Genomic DNA, 19,660 nt, shown 5'->3' with positions numbered 1-19,660 from the left:
ATAATCTAAAATTCAATGGTATGGCCTCAAATGCAAAAGTAGTTATAAGAAAGAAACCAAATAAAGAAGGGCTTTATCCTTTGGCAATCCGCATAACCAAGAACCGTCGCTCAACATATCACTATGTTGGTCATTACATAGATTTAAAAGATTGGGATGAGAAGAACTTACGTGTTAGGAAATCCCATACTAATGCTAACAGATTAAATAATTTGATTTCCACCAAGCTATTAGAGGCCAATAAAACACTAATAGATTTACAGTCAGATAAAAAAGATTTCTCTGCAAATCAAATAAAAGAAGCACTCTATTCAGAGTCAAAATCGAGTACTTTTTATGAAGTTGCAAGAGATTTTCTTTCCGAACTTGAATCCAATAAAAAGCTCTCTCAACTGTCTACCGATAAGGCTCGTGTTAACCACGTAATAAACTTTAATAAGTCAAAGCAGTTGACCTTTCAAGAAATAGACGAAGCCTTTTTGAGAAAATTTAAGATTTATTTGAAAAAATTAAATCTCTCTGAAAGGTCGATAGTTAATAATCTTGTTGTTATAAGAACAATATACAACAGAGCGATAAAAATGGGTGTTGTTGATAGAAAATTTTATCCATTTGGCTCAGGTAAGATTAGGATAAAATTCCCTGAAACTGAAAAAATAGGATTGACCAAGAAAGAAATAAAGTCGTTTGAATCTGCTAAAAATCTTACTGAAAATGAAACTCACGCACGAAACGTATGGTTATTCAGTTTCTATTTTGCAGGTATCAGAGCTGCCGATTTGCTGAAAATTAGATGGTCAGATATTTATGATGATAGACTTCACTACCGTATGAATAAAAATTCCAAATTACTATCTCTCAAAATACCAGAAAAAGTCTTCCCTATATTGGAATATTACAAATCTGAAAAACGGGACAATGACGATTTCGTTTTTCCCGAAATGAAAAAGGCAGATTTAAAAGATGCGAAAGATGTCTATGCCAAGACCAAAACGGCTACTAAAAAGTTCAATAAATATTTGGTTGGGGTCGCCAAGAAAGCAAAAATTACCAAAAAGGTAACTATGCATATAGCTCGACACAGCTTTGGCCATATCTCAGAAGACAAAATTCCTATTAAAATGCTTCAAAAACTTTACAGGCATTCATCCGTTACTACTACAATAAAATATCAAGCCAATTTCATCCATAAAGATGCAGATGATGCTTTGGACAGCGTTGTCAATTTTTAGGCAAATTGTTTACCAGCTGTGAACATCTTAAATAGAAATTTTAACATTTTAGAACTTCATTCTTCTACCTTTACAAGCTAAACTTTTTGCGTATGGTTTTAAAGGTCAAATGGATAGATTTTAAAAATAAAATTGAAGAACAGAAAGCTAAAGGCGAAGCTCTGGTCGAAAAATATAGGTCTTCAAGAACTGAAAATGATTTAGAAAGCCTAAAGGAAGAAAAGCAACGTTGGGAAAATGAGGTCATAGACTATGTAAAAACTTCCTTTGAACCTGAACATACAAACTTTAGATATGAATTCAAAGCCCAAAGAGGTTATAATACTGGCTTGAAATTAGGTATTGACCAAAGGATTAAAAACATAATTCAAGACCTAAAAGATGAAATCAATGGTCTTGACTACTACTTGAAAATGCTATTCATTTCCGATGCAATAATAAGAGCTGAAGAAATTAATTTAGAAGAACGCAAGAATCTTGACACCGAAGGTAGGCTCGACCTCATTCTTAGCAAACTCTATGAGCTTTATGATGACAGATTATATCATTCTATCAAATGGATTCTGGAAGGCAATGGTATAAAGTTGAACAATCACGGCGAAGATTGGGATTATGCCAAAATGCTTGAAAACAGAAATCTTATTGATACTATTACTACAAAAGATACAGGCGCCAGACTTACGCTGGAAGGAAAGTATGCAATAGAACAGTCAAGAAAAGCGCAAGTTACAGACTACACGAAAATTAGTAGTTCTGATGAAGAGTTAAAAGCACTTATTGAGGGTGTTCTAAAAGAAGTCGAAAAATTGGGAATTGGCCAGCAAATCATTTTTGATGAATTTGATGAGCTACGAGATGATATTCCCAAGCTAAGTAAGAAATCTTTCGGGCAATTGTTAAAGTCAAAACTCGGGGATTTAATTGCTGCAAGGGCTTTAAACAAAACACTTGCCAGCGAGATATTCAAGCAATTTACCGACCAAATATTGCCATTCTAATTTATGAAAATACTGGCGAGACTCAAAAAAACAATTAGGACTTTCATTCAAAAAGAACCACCGCCTGAATACGAGGTTACACAATTTGTTATTTCAGATAGACAACCTATTACAGGTGCATCAAAAATTTCATTTTTTGTGAATAATCCTCAGCCTGGTGCAAGCGTGACCAGAACCTTTGAAAATGAAGACGATGTTATTAATTGGTTGATGAGCAATGCCGACTTTAAACATATACTTTTCAAAAATCTATTTTCATCATCCTCTGTCATCCATCATTGTGGCGTGAAAGAACCAATAACAGAACCTAAAAAGAAACCTGGCGACATTGACATCCTTCTTTACAAAGAAGGCAATGAAAGCAATGCAGTTGGCATAGAATGTAAAATAGTAAAATCAGAATCCTTAGAAAATCAACCGCCAAAAATCAACAAGATTACAAGCGTTCAGAAAAAAGGGACAAAGCAAGCAGATGGTTACATAAACATAGGTTTTAGTAGGGTCTTTCTTATGGTCATATTGCTGGACGATGGCAGACACTATAAAAATCCAAATTTCGTCTTTAGAACAACACCAACTGAAGAATTGAAAGAACTGTATGATTTCGACTGGAACACAAAAATGAATACGGAAGTTGGAATAATCTATGCCTATGTCAATCAACTTACATCAAACCATATTAACCAGACGAAAGGTCTGGGTTTAAGGATTGAACGAGAAGCCAAAGAAAGAATTCAATGTGATGGTTTAACTGAGAAAATTAAAAATCTTAATTACTAAGTATTAGTTGAAGAAAGTAGGAATTTGCAGAATCTGCGGTAAGTATGCAAAATTGACGTTCGAGCACGTTCCGCCACAAAGTGCCTTCAATTCTAACCCTGTATTCTTTCAAAAGTCCGTCCATCTTCACGACAAAAAAAGTTTTCTATACGGTAAAAAAATTCGAAGTAATCAAGGTGCAGGTGGATATTACTTATGCAAATCTTGTAACAATCTCACAGGTAGTTACTATGGGGACAGCTACAAGAAATTCGCCTATATGGGAATGATGGCGCTGACACATAGAATTTTGGCATCAAAAGATATTACTTTTGAATATGCCTTACAGCCACTAAACATTCTCAAACAGATTTTAGCAATGTTTATGGCGATAGATACAAGCGACCAACTTTTAAATTTAGAAGGGCTTGCGGATTTTATTTTGGATAAGGATTCAAGGGCGCTTCCAGATAGCTTGAGAGTATTTGTTTACCACACCATTACAAAACAAGTTAGAAATGGCTGGGGAATGGCAAGAACCGAAAAAGGGTTTCATCATCTTGGTGAAATTACCTTCCCACCATTTGGTGTTGTTTATGCTTTAGATTCTGAACCCACACGAAACGATTTTTACGAAATAACAGATTTCAAAAATTTTAATTTTAATCAAACCGTTCAAGCGAGATTATCAATTCCTTTTCTTACACCTAAAACATATATTCCTGGACTGTACAATTAAATATTTAAGATATGGCAAAAAACGAACCCATCAAACAACACTACATACCACGTTCCTACCTAAAAAATTTTGGTGTCGAAGCCAAAAAGGGCAACTATTTAGTAGATGCTTATAGACTTGAAGACGATTTGCTACTTGAAAAGATTAGCACGAAAAGTATCTGTTTCAAAAAAAATCTTTACACAATTCCGAATGCTGAAGTTGATAGGAAATACGATTTAGAACACCATTACGCCGAACACGTAGATTCAGAATTTCCCAAAATATATAGACTACTTGTTGATGAAAGTGTGAAAATATTGACCCCTGAGCAAAAGAAACAGGTATTATACGTATGTCTATCTCTTTACTTTAGAACACCAAGATTTCTTAATCATCAAAATGCCTTTACTGACCAAATTTTAGATAGAATGCTACTGTATGCAGACGAAAATGGCGAGGTGAAATTTACGTTTGAAGAAGAAAGACACGAGTTCAATATAAAGGATATAGATAAAGTTAGACAAGAATTTAAAGAGCGAAACAGGATTAAATTCTTGGTGCAGCACTTAGAGAAATGGAAAGAGTTTGTGGACTTTAAATATGATTGCACGATAAATGTCCATCGAATTAATGATAAAGATGCACCATTGATTACCTGCGATAATCCAGTATCTATACGTGGTATAAAATCAACGCGATTCGAAGGCCTTTTCAATCCTGACTCAGTAATAACTTTACCGTTAGATACTCAATATTATTTGGAAATCTTTCCGAACAGCATTGCTGATGGTCAAACTATAATTCATAGAATGGTTCACGATAGGGATTATGTGTTTACGACCAACGCTATCATTCAGAGTAATGCTGAGAAGTTGATAATTGGAAAGCCAGGAACAATAGAAAAACATTTCGAAATTCAATCAAGTTATGAAGAATCTGAAAATGGCGAACAATTTGTTGAAAAGGCAAAATTTAAGTTAGAGGAACTTCAAAAGTTTCATCAAATTTGTGAAAAGACGGGATTAACTTCGACTGAAACAATTGGTCAGCTTAAAAAGATGCTTAACCATAAATATTTCAAAGATGAAGACCAACTCATTAAGATGAAAAGGCTTTTAATTGCAACTGGACATTGGAAATAATTGTTGTCTATAAACTTAATGAGAAAATTAAATTTCTGTTAATCCCAATAAAAACTGTTAAATTTTTGTAATTTTGCAACGATGAAACAGGCTTTCCATAAAATATTATCCATTTCGATGGCCTTTGTAGTGATGTTCTCTACTATGTCATTTACTGTGGATATGCATTATTGTGGGGACAATTTGGTCGATTTCAGTTTATTCTCAAAAGCTGAAGGTTGCGGAATGGAAAAAGCGCAACCTACCAAAACTTGTGAGAATCCTAAAATGACTGAGAAATCTTGTTGTACTGACCAACAAATTGTAAAGGAAGGCAAAGACGACCTTAAAATATCTTTTGACACACTTTCTTTCGAGCAGCAAACGTTCGTCGCTGCTTTTACCTATTCTTATATAAACTTATTTGAAGTAACCGAATCTGAAGAAGTTCCTTTCAACGATTACCCGCGACCCTTTGTCAAACGGGATGTGCAAGTGCTGCACCAGACTTTCTTAATTTGATTTATTAGATTTTCAGAATGAAGCCCAACAGCTACGCTGTCGTGGGCTAAAACTCGTGTTTGCCATATTCTGCAACACGTAATTCCAATTATCTAATAATCAAATGCTATGCTAAATAAGAGCATTAAATTTCTCATAGAAAACAAACTTGTTGCCGTTCTACTACTCGCCCTATTTGTGGGTTGGGGCATCGTCAACGCACCCTTTAATTGGGAAACAGGCTTTTTGCCCACAGACCCAGTTGCCGTTGATGCCATACCTGATATTGGCGAGAACCAACAAATTGTTTTTACCAAGTGGCAAGGTCGCTCGCCACAGGATATTGAAGACCAAATCACATATCCGCTTACCACTTCCCTTCTTGGTATTCCAGGCGTAAAAACTATTCGTAGTTCTTCGATGTTTGGATTTTCCAGCATCTACATCATTTTTGAAGAAGACATCGAGTTCTATTGGTCGCGCAGTCGCATACTGGAAAAACTGAACTCACTTCCTGCAAACCTTTTGCCCGATGGTGTCAATCCATCTCTTGGGCCAGATGCCACAGGTCTGGGACAGATTTTTTGGTACACGCTGGAAGGTCGTGATAAAGACGGCAACGTAACTGGCGGATGGGATTTACAGGAATTGCGTAGCATACAGGATTACTATGTGAAATATGGATTGTCATCGGCAAGTGGTGTTTCTGAAGTAGCTTCCATTGGTGGCTATGTTCAGGAATACCAAGTGGACATTGACCCAGAAAAAATGCGCCAGTACAATGTGAGTATGGGCGATGTGGTTAAAGCCGTCAAACAGAGCAATCAAGATATAGGGGCACAGACTCTCGAAATCAATCAAGCCGAATACCTCGTACGCGGATTGGGTTACGTCAAGTCCATAGCAGATATTGAAAATGCAGTTGTAGATTCTGAAAATTTCACTTCCATCCGCATCAAAGATGTGGCTAACGTCCATTTGGGGCCTGCTACCAGACGTGGTATTCTCGATAAGGAAGGGGCCGAAGTCGTAGGTGGTGTCGTAGTCGCTCGCTACGGTGCAAATCCGTTGGAAGTTATCAATAATGTCAAGGCGCAAATTGCCGAAATAAGCTCTGGACTTCCCACAAAAACTTTATCAGATGGTCGCATTTCGCAAGTTACCATTGTACCATTTTATGACCGGACAGAACTCATACAAGAAACGCTGGGAACGCTCAATGAAGCACTCACTTTGGAAATCCTAATTACCATTTTGGTCATTATTATAATGGTTTTCAATCTGCGTGCATCCATCCTTATTTCAGGGTTGTTACCCGTAGCCGTTTTGATGGTTTTCATCACGATGAAGCTCTTTAATGTAGATGCAAATATCGTCGCACTTTCAGGTATTGCCATTGCCATCGGTACAATGGTGGACGTGGGCGTGATACTCGCCGAAAATATGATACGGCACTTGGAAGATGAAAAGTTACGCCTTAATGAAAACGGTAAAGAATACACCACAAACGAAATCATCTACAACGCAACTGCCGAAGTTTCCGGCGCTATCCTTACGGCAGTTTTAACGACCATAATCAGTTTCCTACCAGTATTCACAATGATAGGTGCTGAAGGTAAACTATTCCGCCCGCTCGCCTTTACTAAAACAATGGCACTCACGGCATCGCTCATTATTGCGCTGTTTCTCATTCCACCCATTGCGGCATTCCTTTTCCGTAAGACGAATTTGCGTGAACGGACACAGTACGTCATCAATGGCGCACTTGTTTTATTGGGAATTCTCGCCATCGTTTACGGCTTTTGGTTAGGACTAATTCTAATCGCCTTTGCCATCACATCATTTTTAAAGATGCGCGGTACGCTTTCGCAAAAGCGCAAAAACCTGCTTGACATCATCATTTCATCTATTGCTATCGTAGTTTTATTAGCAGAATACTGGCGACCATTAGGCTTTGACCGAAGCATTGTTATGAACCTGATATTTGTTTCCATCATCTGTTTTGGACTGCTCGGTGTGTTCTCGATTTTTAGGATATACTATGCGCGTATTTTGCGATGGGCACTTCAGAACCGATATCTGTTCTTAATCATTCCGGCTACGGTGCTCACGTTGGGCATCATCATTATGCGCAACACAGGTAAGGAATTTATGCCAGCACTCAATGAAGGTTCATTCTTATTGATGCCCACATCCTTACCGCACGCAGGCGTTGAAGAAAACAAACGTGTATTGCAACAGCTGGATATGGCGGTGGCAAGCATCCCAGAGATTGAAACTGTGGTGGGAAAAGCTGGAAGAACGGAAAGCGCACTCGACCCAGCACCACTTTCAATGTATGAGAATGTCATTCAGTATAAATCTGAATATATGCGCAATGCATCTGGCCAACGACAACGCTATAAAGTCAATGATGATGGATTGTTTGTACTGAAGAACGACAAATTCATTATCAATCCGAACAACGAGATAGATGAAGATGCCAACTATGACGAAATATCGCTAAAAACTACTGCCACACGCGAAGACTTGATTGAAGATGAAGATGGCGAGTACTACCGAAATTGGCGACCAGACATCGAGAGTCCAGATGATATTTGGAACGAGATAGTTCGAGTAACCAAACTACCAGGCGTGACATCTGCACCCAAGTTGCAACCCATCGAAACACGTTTGGTAATGCTACAAACGGGAATGCGTGCGCCTATGGGCATCAAGGTAAAAGGTCCGGATTTAAAGTCCATAGAAAATTTTGGACTGCAACTGGAAGACATCTTGAAACAAGCCGAAGGCGTTAAAGAACAAGCTGTCTTTGCAGACCGTATCGTGGGCAAACCCTACTTGCTCATCGATATTAAGCGAGACCAATTGGCTCGATATGGGGTGTCCATAATGGACGTGCAGGAAATCCTTCAAGTGGCCGTGGGCGGTATGCCACTAACGCAAACCGTGGAAGGTCGTGAGCGTTATGCCGTTCGGGTTCGCTATCCACGAGAATTGCGGGCAAATCCAGACGACTTGCATAATATCTATGTTCCTGTTGAAAAAGGAAGTCCCGTACCGCTGGGCGAATTGGTTGAAATTCGATACGAGCAAGGACCACAGGTCATTAAGAGTGAAGATACTTTTCTAATTGGCTATGTGCTGTTTGATAAACTCGATGGCTTTGCCGAAGTAGATGTGGTGGAAAATGCCCAAGCCTTAATTCAAGAAAATATTGATAACGGTTCGCTGGTCGTACCACAAGGCGTGAGCTATCGCTTTACGGGAACCTATGAAAATCAGTTACGAGCAGAAAAAACGCTATCGGTTGTCGTACCGCTTTGTTTGCTGGTTATTTTCTTGATTTTGTATTTCCAATTCAGGTCGGTTTCCACATCGCTTATGGTGTTTACCGCAATCGCCGTGGCCTTTGCTGGTGGCTTTATAATGATATGGCTATACGGACAAGATTGGTTTTTCAACTTCGGCTTTTTCGGCGAAAATCTGCGGGATTTGTTCAATATGAAAACTATCAATTTAAGTGTGGCCGTTTGGGTAGGTTTTATTGCCCTTTTCGGGATCGCAACGGATGATGGTGTAGTAATGGCCACCTATTTAGACCAATCTTTTAAAAGCAACGAACCAGACAATAAAAAGGGCATTCGTCTCGCAACTTTGGAAGCCGCAGGTAAACGTATTCGTCCGTGTTTGATGACTACTGTAACTACGGTGTTGGCATTACTTCCTGTACTCACATCCACAGGCAAGGGAAGCGATATAATGATACCGATGGCGATACCCATTTTTGGCGGAATGATAATCGACGTTACGTCCTATTTTCTACTGCCAGTCCTATACAGTTGGAAAAAGGAATACCAACTTAAAAAAGCAAACAGATGAAAAAATTAAAATATATACTCGTGTTTTTGTTTGTTTCCGCTGAAGTTCATACTGAGCGAAGACGAAGTGCGAAAGCCCGCCTGAACGCCTTGGTGATTTTAGCGTTGCTTCTTGTCGGAATCGGCGGGCAGGCGCAACAACTACAATCCTACATCCAAGAAGCTGAAGCGAACAATCCAGAAATTCAAGCTTTTGAACTGCGCTATAATATCGCCGAAGAAAAGGTAAACGAAGCCAACTGGATTCCCAATACCGAAGTAAGTGCTGGCTACTTTGTGAGCGAGCCTGAAACCAGAGTTGGCGCACAACGTGCACGAATAGGTATCAAGCAAATGTTGCCGTGGTTCGGCACCATTACCGCTCGTGAAAATTATGCCACCGCAATGGCAGATGCCGAATATGTGGACATCACGATTGCAAAGCGCAAGCTCGCACTTTCGGTCGCACAATCCTATTATAGCCTGTATTCTATACGTGCCAAGCAAGCTGTGCTGGATGAAAATATACAGCTTCTGGAAACCTACGAGCAACTTGCACTCACATCTGTAGAAGTGGGCAAAGCGAGTGCCGTAGATGTATTGCGACTTCAGATTAGACAAAATGAATTACAACAACAAAAGGAAGTGCTGGAAGAAGAATTTACAGCAGAACAAACGGCTTTCAACAATTTGCTCAACCGCGAATCAATGATGACGGTTGACGTTGTTCCAGAAATGGAAATTCCGCAGGAAGACCCTTTTTATGACAATGAAGCGCTTGCACTCAACCCTGAACTGCTCAAATATGACAAACTTTATGAATCGGTGGCACAATCTGAACTGCTCAACCAGCGTGAGAGTTTGCCTATGATTGGTTTTGGCGTGGATTATTTGCCCGTAACGGAACGTAGCGATGTCAACTTCAGCGATAATGGGAAAGATGTGTTGATGCCTATGGTTTCGGTTTCAATCCCCATTTAATTATCACTATTTAAAAGCGCCAGAAAGTACCGAATTTGACGAAGACAGACCTACACGTGAGATGCTATTTAACCTAACTGGTAATATGAACCGATATGTATGGTCAATAAACGGAGTACCACTTTCAGAAACCGATAAAATAAAAATCAATCAGGGAGAAGTTGTACGAATAACGCTTAACAATATGACAATGATGCACCATCCAATGCACTTGCACGGACATTATTTTAGGGTGATTAATGAAAATGGAGAGCGTTCACCATTAAAGCACACGGTTAACGTACCACCGATGCAAAAAGTGGTCATCGAATTTTATAACGAAGAATATGGCGATTGGTTTTTTCATTGTCACGTATTATACCATATGCTGGGTGGTATGGCAAGAATATTTAGCTATGATACACCACGAGATGAAAGGATGAAACCTTATCCAGTACAAAACCTAATTGATGAGACAGACCATTACTATTCGTGGGGATTGGCTCGTGCTGGTTCAAACTTTAATGAACTCTTTTTAACGTCAAGCAATATCAGAAATGAATTTAGTTTACGAGCCGAATTTGATTATAGCCAAAATGCCGAGATAGAAGTGAACTACAATCGATACCTCAATGATTGGGTACGGGTGTATGCAGGAGTAAACACCGAAACTTCAACACCAGATTCTTATGACACATTTAATACTGTAGGATTAGTTGGGGTTAAATATTTTACGCCTTACAGGTTTAATGTAGATGTGAGTATGGACCACCAACTACGCCCAAGAATACGCTTGGACAGAGAACTATTGATTTTTCCAAGAATATTTTTAGAAGGAGAGTATGAGTACAGAGCAGATTTTGGTTGGGTCAATAATTTGGATAACAATTTATCTTTTGAAAGTGAAACCCAATGGCTGGTTGGACTTTCATATATCATTTCTCGTAATTTTTCAATACAAGGAAACTACAATAATAAATATGGCTGGGGTGGCGGTCTTTTAGCCCGATTTTAATAATTAACAATTTAAAATAAACAAGATGAAAACAGTAAAAAGAACAATAGGTATAATGGCACTTGCTGCCACAATGGTACTAACGGTTTCCTGTAAAGATGGAAACAAAAATGAATCTACTGCACCTATGAGCAGCGAGATGCACCAAGAGTCTATGGATGACAAAAAGGATATGGCGATGAATGACAACCAAGATGCAAAAGCAGAAGCAATCCTGAAGGATTATTTCAATTTAAAAGATGCGCTTGTAGGCGATGATAATGGCAAGGCGAAAGAATTGGGAAATACATTGGCTCAATCTCTTAAATCTTTTGATGCCTCAAACTATTCCGATAATGAAAAATCAGAATTAAATGACATTATCGAAGATGCCACAGAACACGCAGAACACATTTCAGAAAGTGACATCAAGCATCAGCGTGAACATTTTAAGATATTAAGTAAGGATGTAACCGATATGGTGGCAATTACTGGTACAAAGACTAAACTTTACGAGCAATTTTGCCCTATGTACGATGGTGGTACAGCGTGGTTGAGCAAAGAAGAAAATGTATTGAATCCCTATTATGGAAGTTCAATGTTGAGATGTGGTAAAGTACAGCGAGAAATCAACTAATTGAAGTATTTAAAAATCATAGCGTGGCTTTCACTTGTGGCATTGGTAGTGATCCAGCTCTTTCCAGTAACCTTGAACGAGAGCGATACTGTACCACAAAATGATTTTATGATAGTAAATCAAGTACCTGCAACGATTAAAAATCAGTTGCAGGTTTCTTGCTATGATTGCCATAGCAACAATACAGAGTATCCGTGGTACAGCAAGATACAGCCTGCCGCTTGGTATCTGGAGGACCACATACAGGAGGGAAAGGATGAACTTAATTTTAATGAATGGGACACCTATTCCAGCCGAAGGAAAAACAGCAAGTTGCGTTCTATTATAAAACAAATAGAAAGCGGCGAAATGCCGATGGATAGTTACGAGCTCATTCACGGTGATGCGCGAATGGACAGTACCGCAGTAAAAGAAATTATAGGCTATATGGATAGCTTAAGAGAAGATTAAGTCCTGATACGGGAAAAGTAATTTTCATTGATGGTTGGTTAGAACCTTTCTCGTATCAGGCACAAATACAGTAATTATAAAAATGGAACTAGAAAAAATAGACTCATTTTACAAGCAGCTTTTTCGCAAAGCTGGACTTACAATAGCTGTAATTCTGGTAGTTGCATTTGTAGATATAGGTCTTATTTCTAACATTGAGTATAATTGGAATGTATGGATGGTATTTATGCTTACTGTTGTAAAAATATTCTTCATTGTGCATCTTTCTTTCAGCCAACTTGTAAAAATTATAAGTCAAAGCCATTTACTTAGTCACGTACTTGTTCTATTTACCTTATTAATAGGTTTAATCATCTTTTCTTTTGCAAGCGACTTCGCAGCATTACACCTCATAGATGACAATAATTTTAAGAGCAACTATGATATAAATAGTTCTATCTGGACGGTGTTCTTTGAGTATTTCTACTTGAGTATTATAACATTTTCATCTGTTGGATACGGAGATATAGTTCCAGTTTCTATAGTGGCTAAATCGACAGTGATTTTGGAAGTGGGATTGCGATTCTTTGTGCTTATCTTTGGAATCGCAAATGTTAATCAGATTAAAATAAATCAAGAATGAAACACACATATCAAATACAAGGAATGTCTTGTAAAGGTTGTCTGAGAACGGTAAAAAGTGCGTTATCAGATGTTGTAGGAGTTACAGACGTAGCTATTAATTTTGAAAATCAAACGGCTACCATTGAGATGGAGCAACACATTGAAATTGAAGAATTTGAAAATGCGGTCCAAGAGAGAAAGGCTAAATATCATATACATCCAATCAAACCTGATGGAATCAAAACGCGCACTTATCCCATAAATGGTATGACGTGTAATGGTTGCAGAGCACACGTAGAAAAGACTTTATCACAAGTTGACGGTGTCTTAGATGTTACCGTCGATTTAGAAAAAGCTGAAGCCTTCATAGATATGAAAAGTATCATTCCGTATGAAACTTTTCAGGAGGTTTTAAAAAACGATGGAGATACCTACACTATTTATAAAGCTGGACAACGTCACACTACCGAAGTCGAAAAACAAAAACCACAACCCAAAGGCAAAGGAACGGGAACGTTCTATTGTCCGATGCATTGCGAGGGCGATAAAACCTATGACCAACCAGGCGACTGTCCTGTTTGCGGAATGGATTTGGTTGAAGAAGTTAACCTAACGGTTACTTCCGACACCCAATATACCTGTCCGATGCATCCCGAAATTATTAAGGATGAACCGGGAAGCTGTCCAATTTGTGGGATGGATTTAGTTCCTATGGAACCCGATTTATCCGCAGAAGAAAAGACCTATAAAAAACTGCTTAAAAAGTTCTGGATAGCGGTCGCTTTTACCTTGCCCATTTTTATCATTGCAATGTCCGAAATGCTGCCCAACAACCCCTTATATGATGTTTTAGAATTAAAATATTGGAACTGGATTCAATTTGCGCTTTCTATTCCTGTGGTATTCTACGCTACTTGGATGTTCTTTGAACGTGCCTACCGCAGTATAAAGACGTGGAACTTAAATATGTTTACGCTTATCGGTATCGGTGCTGGCGTTGCTTGGCTCTTCAGCGTGTTCGGGATGCTCGTACCCGATTTTTTCCCTGACCAATTCAAGACCGAAGCCGGTACGGTTCACGTCTATTTTGAGGCTGCTACGGTGATTCTAACTTTGGTTCTACTTGGTCAAGTCCTCGAAGCTCGTGCGCATAGCAAGACCAATTCCGCAGTCAAGGAACTTTTAAAATTGGCACCTAACAAGGCTATAAAGGTAGTTGATGGGGAAGAACAGGAAGTGGCCATCGATGAAATTGAATTGGGCGATATCCTACGTGTGAAGCCGGGCGATAAGATTCCTGTGGATGGCGTTATTACCGAAGGCGAAACTTCCATCGATGAATCGATGATTACAGGCGAACCCATTCCTGTAAACAAATCAGTAGATGATAAAGTAAGTAGCGGAACTATCAACGGCAATCAGTCCTTCTTGATGAAAGCTGAAAAGGTTGGGTCTGACACCCTGTTATCACAGATTATACAGATGGTCAATGATGCCAGTCGAAGCCGTGCACCCATCCAAAAGTTGGCCGATACCGTTTCGGGATATTTCGTGCCAATCGTGGTCATCATCGCTGCCGTGACCTTCGGCGTTTGGGCGATTTGGGGCCCAGAGCCAGCCTATGTTTATGCTTTGGTCAATGCGATTGCCGTATTAATTATCGCCTGTCCGTGTGCTTTGGGGCTTGCGACACCAATGTCTGTAATGGTCGGTGTTGGTAAAGGAGCGCAGAATGGGGTGCTTATCAAAAATGCCGAAGCCCTTGAAAAAATGGATAAGGTAGATACTCTCATTGTCGATAAGACCGGAACGATAACTGAAGGAAAACCTACAGTTGAGAAAGTGGGTTCTTTTGACAAGGGGTTTACCGAAAATGAAGTGCTGCAATATATCGTTTCCTTGAACAGCCAAAGTGAACATCCGCTGGCGGAAGCCACCGTAAAATATGGAAAAGAACAAAACGCAGAGTTTTTAAAAGCAGATGGATTTAACGCAGTTACTGGAAAAGGCGTTGAAGGTAAAGTGAACAATAAAGAAGTGGCTTTAGGTAACGTCAAAATGATGGAACAGGCAAATGCCACACTTACCGAAGCTATGGAAGAAGAGGCACAATCCTACCAAAAACAAGGGAAAACGGTTTCCTATCTCGCTGTTGAAGGTCAAGTTGCCGGCTACGTCGTTATCGGCGACAAAATCAAGGAAACGAGTGCAAAAGCTATCAAGGATTTGCAGAATAAGGGAATTGCGGTCATTATGCTTACTGGTGATAATCACGACACCGCCCAAGCTGTCGCAGATGAGCTTAACCTTGCGGATTTTCAAGCAAGTATGCTACCAGAAAACAAATTGCAGGAAGTCGAGAAATTACAAGTGCAAGGCAAGGTGGTTGCAATGGCAGGCGATGGTATCAATGATGCACCTGCACTCGCTAAAAGTGATGTAGGTATCGCAATGGGAACAGGTACGGATGTTGCCATTGAAAGTGCAGCCATTACCTTGGTGAAAGGCGATTTACACGGTATCGTAAAGGCAAGAAATCTAAGTGATGCAGTAATGCGCAATATCAAACAAAACCTCTTTTTTGCAATGATTTATAACACGCTGGGTATCCCTATTGCAGCAGGACTACTGTATCCGTTTTTTGGAATACTCTTATCGCCAATGATTGCGGCTTTGGCGATGAGCTTTAGTTCTGTATCGGTTATCGCCAACGCCCTCAGATTAAGAACAAAATCAATTCAATAATTAATTATAAAACCAAAAATTATGAAATCAAACGAACACAAAAATTCAGGAAAATCCAAAAATCATTACACACGTTTTGTAGCGATGCTCGCTTGCTCTTTTGTAGCAATGTATATTACAATGTATTTAAATACCTATGAATGGGACCACGTTTGGTTTAGTCTAACGAGATTTTATATGGTCTGCCTTGGTATCGCAGCTATGGCCATCATTATGTTTGTAGCAATGCGTGGAATGTATCAAAATAAAAAGAAGAATATCGCCATAGTTTTGGGAAGTATCGTTCTCTTTGTAGGTGCATTAGGACTCGTACGTGACCAAAAGTCAACCGTAGGCGATGTACTTTGGATGAAAGCAATGATACCACACCATTCCATCGCCATTTTAACAAGTGAACGAGCAGATATTGAAGACCCAGAAGTTAAGAAACTGGCTGAAGAAATCATTAAAGCGCAACGTAGGGAAATTGCTGAAATGAAAGCAATGATTGAGCGTTTAGAAAACGAGTAAAACAAAGTGGATAAATCAATATTCAAAATATCAAAAATGGATTGTCCTTCTGAGGAATCTATGATTCGAATGAAGTTGGATTCAGTTGGTCATATTTTAAAATTGGATTTCGATATTCCAAACAGAAAACTAACGGTTTTACATAATGGCAACTTGGAAGAAATTCAGAAAGCCATTGCAGACCTAAAGTTTAATGAAGAATTGATTTCTTCAGAACCAACCGATGAAGTAATTGCGGAAGAAGCAAGCAACCAGAGTAGGTTACTATGGTCAGTTTTGATTATCAATTTTATTTTTTTTGTCATTGAAATGACTACAGGATTGATTTCAAAATCAATGGGCCTCGTTGCAGACAGTCTTGATATGCTGGCAGATTCATTTGTATATGGTTTAAGTCTTTTTGCAGTAGGCGGTTCCCAACTACTTAAAAAAAGAATAGCGACAACTGCCGGTTATTTTCAGATACTTCTTGCGGTTATAGGAATTGTAGAAATAGTGAGAAGGTTTATAAATCCAACAGAAGTTCCGGATTTTAAAACAATGATTATAGTCTCAATATTGGCACTATTGGCCAACGGGCTATGTCTATTTCTTCTTCAAAAATCTAAAAGTAAAGAAGCCCATATGCAGGCCAGTATGATTTTCACATCAAATGATGTCATTATTAATTCTGGGGTTATTCTTGCTGGGCTTTTGGTACTATGGACTGGCTCACGATTGCCTGATTTGATTGTAGGCGCAATCGTTTTTATAGTAGTTGTCCGTGGCGCTCTTAATATTTTGAAATTAGGAAAATAAAATTATGAATATGAAAAAGAACATTTTATATATAGCAATAGTCGTTATCATAGGTTTGGGCGCTGGCTGGCTCATTTTTGGAAATAGCTCAGACAATGCAGCAAATAAGGATACGTCTGATATGTCCGACCACGACCACTCTGGCGAGAGCGCAGAACAGATGTGGACGTGCTCTATGCACCCACAGATAATGCAATCCGAAGCTGGCGATTGTCCTATATGTGGAATGGACTTAATCCCTGCTGAAGCTGGTGCTGAAGGTCTCGCAGCAAACGAGATAAAAATGACCGAAAATGCTATGGCATTAGCAAATATTCAAACCACTATCGTGGGCGATGCAGAAGCCAGCGATGATGATGGGATGATATCCCTTTCTGGAAAAATAGCTGCTAATGAAGAAAACAATACTGTGCAAGCCAGCTATTTCAAAGGAAGAATAGAAAGACTCAACGTCAACTATGAAGGTCAACAAGTAAATCGTGGTCAGCTGCTCGCAACCATTTACGCACCAGACCTTGTAGCGGCACAACAGGAATTGATTACCGCAGCATCGTTGAAAGAATCGCAACCCGCTTTGTATAAAGCAGTTCGCAATAAACTCAAAAACTGGAAACTTTCAGATACACAAATCAATGCTATTGAAGAAAGTGGAACGGTACGAGAGAATTTCCCGATTTATGCAACGGTTTCCGGAACGGTTTCAGAAGTAATGGCAGCACAAGGCGATTATGTAAATCAAGGACAGCCTATTGTGAAGTTGAGCAACCTCAATTCGGTTTGGGCAGAATTTGATGCCTATGAAAATCAAATAGCGCTATTCAACGTTAGGCAAAAAATCAACATCACGACCAATGCCTATCCAAATAAAGAATTTGAGGGAACAATTTCATTTATTGACCCAATTTTAAATAATGCTACAAGAACGGTAACGGTACGTGCAACCCTTCAAAATAGAGACAACCTATTTAAACCAGGAATGTTTGTTACAGGTAAGGTTAAAGGCGCAACACAAACTATGGAAAACACCCTTACCGTGCCTGCAAGTGCTGTGTTATGGACGGGCGAGCGCTCATTGGTATATGTGAAAACCAATCCTAACGAGCCTGTATTTGAAATGCACGAAGTAACCTTGGGCAATCGCTCTGGCGAAACTTACCAAGTATCTTCCGGATTAAATAATGGCGATGAAATAGTAACCAATGGAACGTTCACGGTAGATGCAGCAGCACAATTACAGGGTAAAAAATCAATGATGAATCAGCAAATGATGCAGGACGAATCAGCAATGATCGGCGATATGGAAATGAGTTTCAGCGATGCGTTTAGTTCTGATTTCGACAAAGCATTACCATCATATCTCAAAATGAAAGATGCCCTTGTAGCAAGCGATGCAAGTCAAGTTTCCGCTTTCGCGAAAGCGACATCAGAAAAATTAAAAGCAATATCGACTGATGATTTAGGTACGATGGAAAAACAACATTTAACCAAAAGTATTGAGATGCTGGATGCCATTGCAAACAATGACATTCTGGAAAACCAGCGCGCTCACTTCGTCATTCTAAACGAGAATATCGTGCCTATTGCAATGAGCATAGAAAACTCGACAAATTATTACATTCAGAAATGCCCTATGGCAAATAACAATAAAGGTGCGGTATGGTTAAGTATGGAAGAAGAAATAAGAAATCCATACTATGGCGATGCAATGTTGACTTGCGGAAGTGTGATTGATTCGTTGTAAAAATCATTTGCAACACAGTTGCACCAAAATATTTTTATCTTTGCATTGTGAAAGTTGTAGCAATCATTTTATCGTTTTATTTCTTGGCACTCAATGTAGTGCCTTGTAGCGATGCGACAAATAGTGCCGATGACACCCAAGTTGTTACGGTAATAGATATTGATGGCGACCACGACCAAGACTGTGAGTTATGCTCGCCTTTTTGCCAATGTCATTGCTGCCACGTTCACACGATAAATTTTGGGCTTGTTGCATTTCAACCGCTACAGCCTGCTATTCCACACGAATTCTTTGTCCATTTTGATGACCTCGGCAAAGATATTCCCCATTCCCTTTTTCAGCCCCCTCAGGCATAATTCAGTTTTAATAGGATAACTATATCCTGTTTTGACGTGTCCATCTATTGGATTCGTCAACATTGTGCATTGCATTTAATTCAATGTATAGAACCAAAATTTCAACTGAATTAACACCCTTATCTATGATTAATAGAATCATTGATTTTTCAATCAATAACAAATTTATAATCGGTCTGCTCACGCTGGCATTGATTGGTGCTGGTATATATAGTATGACCCAAGTGCCCATTGATGCCGTGCCGGATATTACTAATAACCAAGTACAGGTCATCACACAATCCCCTAATCTGGGAACGGAAGATATTGAGCAATTCGTAACCTATCCCGTCGAAGTTGCAATGAGCAACTTGCCCAATGTAAAGGAAATTCGTTCGGTGTCCCGCTTTGGCCTTTCCGTAGTAACCGTCGTTTTTGACGATGATATGGGTACCTATTTACCGCGTCAACTTGTTTCTGAAAAACTGACCGAAGTACGTGAACAAATCCCAGAGGGTTTTGGACAGCCAAGTATGGGGCCAATTTCAACAGGTTTGGGGGAAGTGTACCAATATACCTTAAAGGTAGAACCTGAATTTGAAGATAAATATTCATTATCCGATTTACGTACAATGCAAGATTGGATTGTGCAACGGCAAATGGCAATGGTGCCTGGTGTTGTAGAAATTAATGCC

16 protein-coding genes and 2 pseudogenes are annotated in these 19,660 nt (G+C 39.3%); all 18 read left to right on the top strand.

Translation table 11 applies throughout. From position 1 onward, the window contains the following. The first annotated feature begins 20 nt into the window (after window positions 1-20). Window positions 21-1,232 carry a site-specific integrase gene (locus tag AACP56_RS13955; RefSeq protein ID WP_133642505.1) on the top strand — a complete coding sequence of 404 codons (1,212 nt, stop codon included), beginning with the start codon at window positions 21-23 and terminating at the stop codon, window positions 1,230-1,232. Between the two features lie 92 nt (window positions 1,233-1,324). Continuing rightward, window positions 1,325-2,230: a hypothetical protein gene (locus AACP56_RS13950; protein WP_133642506.1), complete on the top strand. Its 906-nt coding sequence runs from the start codon at window positions 1,325-1,327 to the stop codon at window positions 2,228-2,230. Window positions 2,231-2,233: 3 nt separating this feature from the next. Continuing rightward, the gene (locus AACP56_RS13945) at window positions 2,234-3,010 is read left to right on the top strand and encodes a hypothetical protein (RefSeq protein ID WP_133642507.1); all 777 of its coding nucleotides are present in this window, start codon (window positions 2,234-2,236) and stop codon (window positions 3,008-3,010) included. A 7-nt stretch (window positions 3,011-3,017) separates the two neighbouring features. Then, window positions 3,018-3,728, top strand: a complete 711-nt coding sequence (locus AACP56_RS13940; protein WP_133642508.1) for a hypothetical protein — start codon at window positions 3,018-3,020, stop codon at window positions 3,726-3,728. An 11-nt stretch (window positions 3,729-3,739) separates the two neighbouring features. Then, entirely contained in the window at window positions 3,740-4,852 is a 1,113-nt protein-coding gene (locus tag AACP56_RS13935; RefSeq protein WP_133642509.1) for a DUF4238 domain-containing protein, read from the top strand. Window positions 4,853-4,933: 81 nt separating this feature from the next. Next, complete coding sequence (locus AACP56_RS13930) at window positions 4,934-5,353, top strand: HYC_CC_PP family protein (protein ID WP_133642510.1); 420 nt, start codon at window positions 4,934-4,936, stop codon at window positions 5,351-5,353. Between the two features lie 108 nt (window positions 5,354-5,461). After that, on the top strand, window positions 5,462-9,214 hold the full coding sequence (locus tag AACP56_RS13925; RefSeq protein ID WP_133642511.1) for an efflux RND transporter permease subunit: 3,753 nt from the start codon (window positions 5,462-5,464) through the stop codon (window positions 9,212-9,214). Between the two features lie 89 nt (window positions 9,215-9,303). Then, window positions 9,304-10,170 (top strand): annotated as a pseudogene (locus AACP56_RS13920) (TolC family protein); the annotation flags it as partial. Then, a pseudogene (locus AACP56_RS13915) lies at window positions 10,169-11,167 on the top strand (multicopper oxidase domain-containing protein); the annotation flags it as partial. The pseudogenes AACP56_RS13920 and AACP56_RS13915, both read left to right, overlap by 2 nt. Before the next feature lie 25 nt (window positions 11,168-11,192). Continuing rightward, window positions 11,193-11,783 carry a DUF3347 domain-containing protein gene (locus tag AACP56_RS13910; RefSeq protein ID WP_339337540.1) on the top strand — a complete coding sequence of 197 codons (591 nt, stop codon included), beginning with the start codon at window positions 11,193-11,195 and terminating at the stop codon, window positions 11,781-11,783. After that, window positions 11,784-12,233 carry a heme-binding domain-containing protein gene (locus tag AACP56_RS13905; protein ID WP_339337541.1) on the top strand — a complete coding sequence of 150 codons (450 nt, stop codon included), beginning with the start codon at window positions 11,784-11,786 and terminating at the stop codon, window positions 12,231-12,233. A gap of 34 nt (window positions 12,234-12,267) precedes the next feature. Beyond that, window positions 12,268-12,855, top strand: coding sequence for an ion channel (locus AACP56_RS13900; protein WP_339339981.1), 588 nt, complete (start codon window positions 12,268-12,270; stop codon window positions 12,853-12,855). Next, on the top strand, window positions 12,852-15,581 hold the full coding sequence (locus AACP56_RS13895; RefSeq protein WP_339337543.1) for a heavy metal translocating P-type ATPase: 2,730 nt from the start codon (window positions 12,852-12,854) through the stop codon (window positions 15,579-15,581). The genes AACP56_RS13900 and AACP56_RS13895 overlap by 4 nt, the downstream gene beginning before the upstream one ends. A gap of 21 nt (window positions 15,582-15,602) precedes the next feature. Then, the gene (locus tag AACP56_RS13890) at window positions 15,603-16,091 is read left to right on the top strand and encodes a DUF305 domain-containing protein (RefSeq protein WP_339337544.1); all 489 of its coding nucleotides are present in this window, start codon (window positions 15,603-15,605) and stop codon (window positions 16,089-16,091) included. Between the two features lie 6 nt (window positions 16,092-16,097). Next, window positions 16,098-16,889, top strand: a complete 792-nt coding sequence (locus AACP56_RS13885) for a cation transporter (protein ID WP_339337545.1) — start codon at window positions 16,098-16,100, stop codon at window positions 16,887-16,889. Between the two features lie 10 nt (window positions 16,890-16,899). Continuing rightward, window positions 16,900-18,630, top strand: a complete 1,731-nt coding sequence (locus tag AACP56_RS13880) for an efflux RND transporter periplasmic adaptor subunit (RefSeq protein ID WP_339337546.1) — start codon at window positions 16,900-16,902, stop codon at window positions 18,628-18,630. Window positions 18,631-18,677: 47 nt separating this feature from the next. Continuing rightward, entirely contained in the window at window positions 18,678-18,986 is a 309-nt protein-coding gene (locus AACP56_RS13875) for a DUF6660 family protein (protein WP_179241116.1), read from the top strand. A 125-nt stretch (window positions 18,987-19,111) separates the two neighbouring features. Beyond that, a partial coding sequence (locus AACP56_RS13870; RefSeq protein WP_339337547.1) for an efflux RND transporter permease subunit occupies window positions 19,112-19,660 on the top strand: 549 nt, incomplete at its 3' end.

Origin of the sequence: Croceitalea sp. MTPC6 (assembly GCF_036985525.1) — a bacterium.
In the GTDB taxonomy this organism is placed as follows: domain Bacteria; phylum Bacteroidota; class Bacteroidia; order Flavobacteriales; family Flavobacteriaceae; genus Croceitalea.
The sequence above is the reverse complement of the archived record's forward strand: the minus strand, read 5'-3'. Positions and strand labels throughout refer to the sequence as shown.

What these genes read in the sequence shown, in the direction of transcription:
- AACP56_RS13935 (WP_133642509.1), top strand. Translation starts at nt 3,740, where the DNA reads ATGGCAAAAAACGAACCCATCAAACAACACTACATACCACGTTCCTAC.
- AACP56_RS13930 (WP_133642510.1), top strand. Translation starts at nt 4,934, where the DNA reads ATGAAACAGGCTTTCCATAAAATATTATCCATTTCGATGGCCTTTGTA.
- AACP56_RS13895 (WP_339337543.1), top strand. Translation starts at nt 12,852, where the DNA reads ATGAAACACACATATCAAATACAAGGAATGTCTTGTAAAGGTTGTCTG.
- AACP56_RS13945 (WP_133642507.1), top strand. Translation starts at nt 2,234, where the DNA reads ATGAAAATACTGGCGAGACTCAAAAAAACAATTAGGACTTTCATTCAA.
- AACP56_RS13950 (WP_133642506.1), top strand. Translation starts at nt 1,325, where the DNA reads ATGGTTTTAAAGGTCAAATGGATAGATTTTAAAAATAAAATTGAAGAA.
- AACP56_RS13955 (WP_133642505.1), top strand. Translation starts at nt 21, where the DNA reads ATGGCCTCAAATGCAAAAGTAGTTATAAGAAAGAAACCAAATAAAGAA.
- AACP56_RS13910 (WP_339337540.1), top strand. Translation starts at nt 11,193, where the DNA reads ATGAAAACAGTAAAAAGAACAATAGGTATAATGGCACTTGCTGCCACA.
- AACP56_RS13890 (WP_339337544.1), top strand. Translation starts at nt 15,603, where the DNA reads ATGAAATCAAACGAACACAAAAATTCAGGAAAATCCAAAAATCATTAC.
- AACP56_RS13925 (WP_133642511.1), top strand. Translation starts at nt 5,462, where the DNA reads ATGCTAAATAAGAGCATTAAATTTCTCATAGAAAACAAACTTGTTGCC.
- AACP56_RS13880 (WP_339337546.1), top strand. Translation starts at nt 16,900, where the DNA reads ATGAAAAAGAACATTTTATATATAGCAATAGTCGTTATCATAGGTTTG.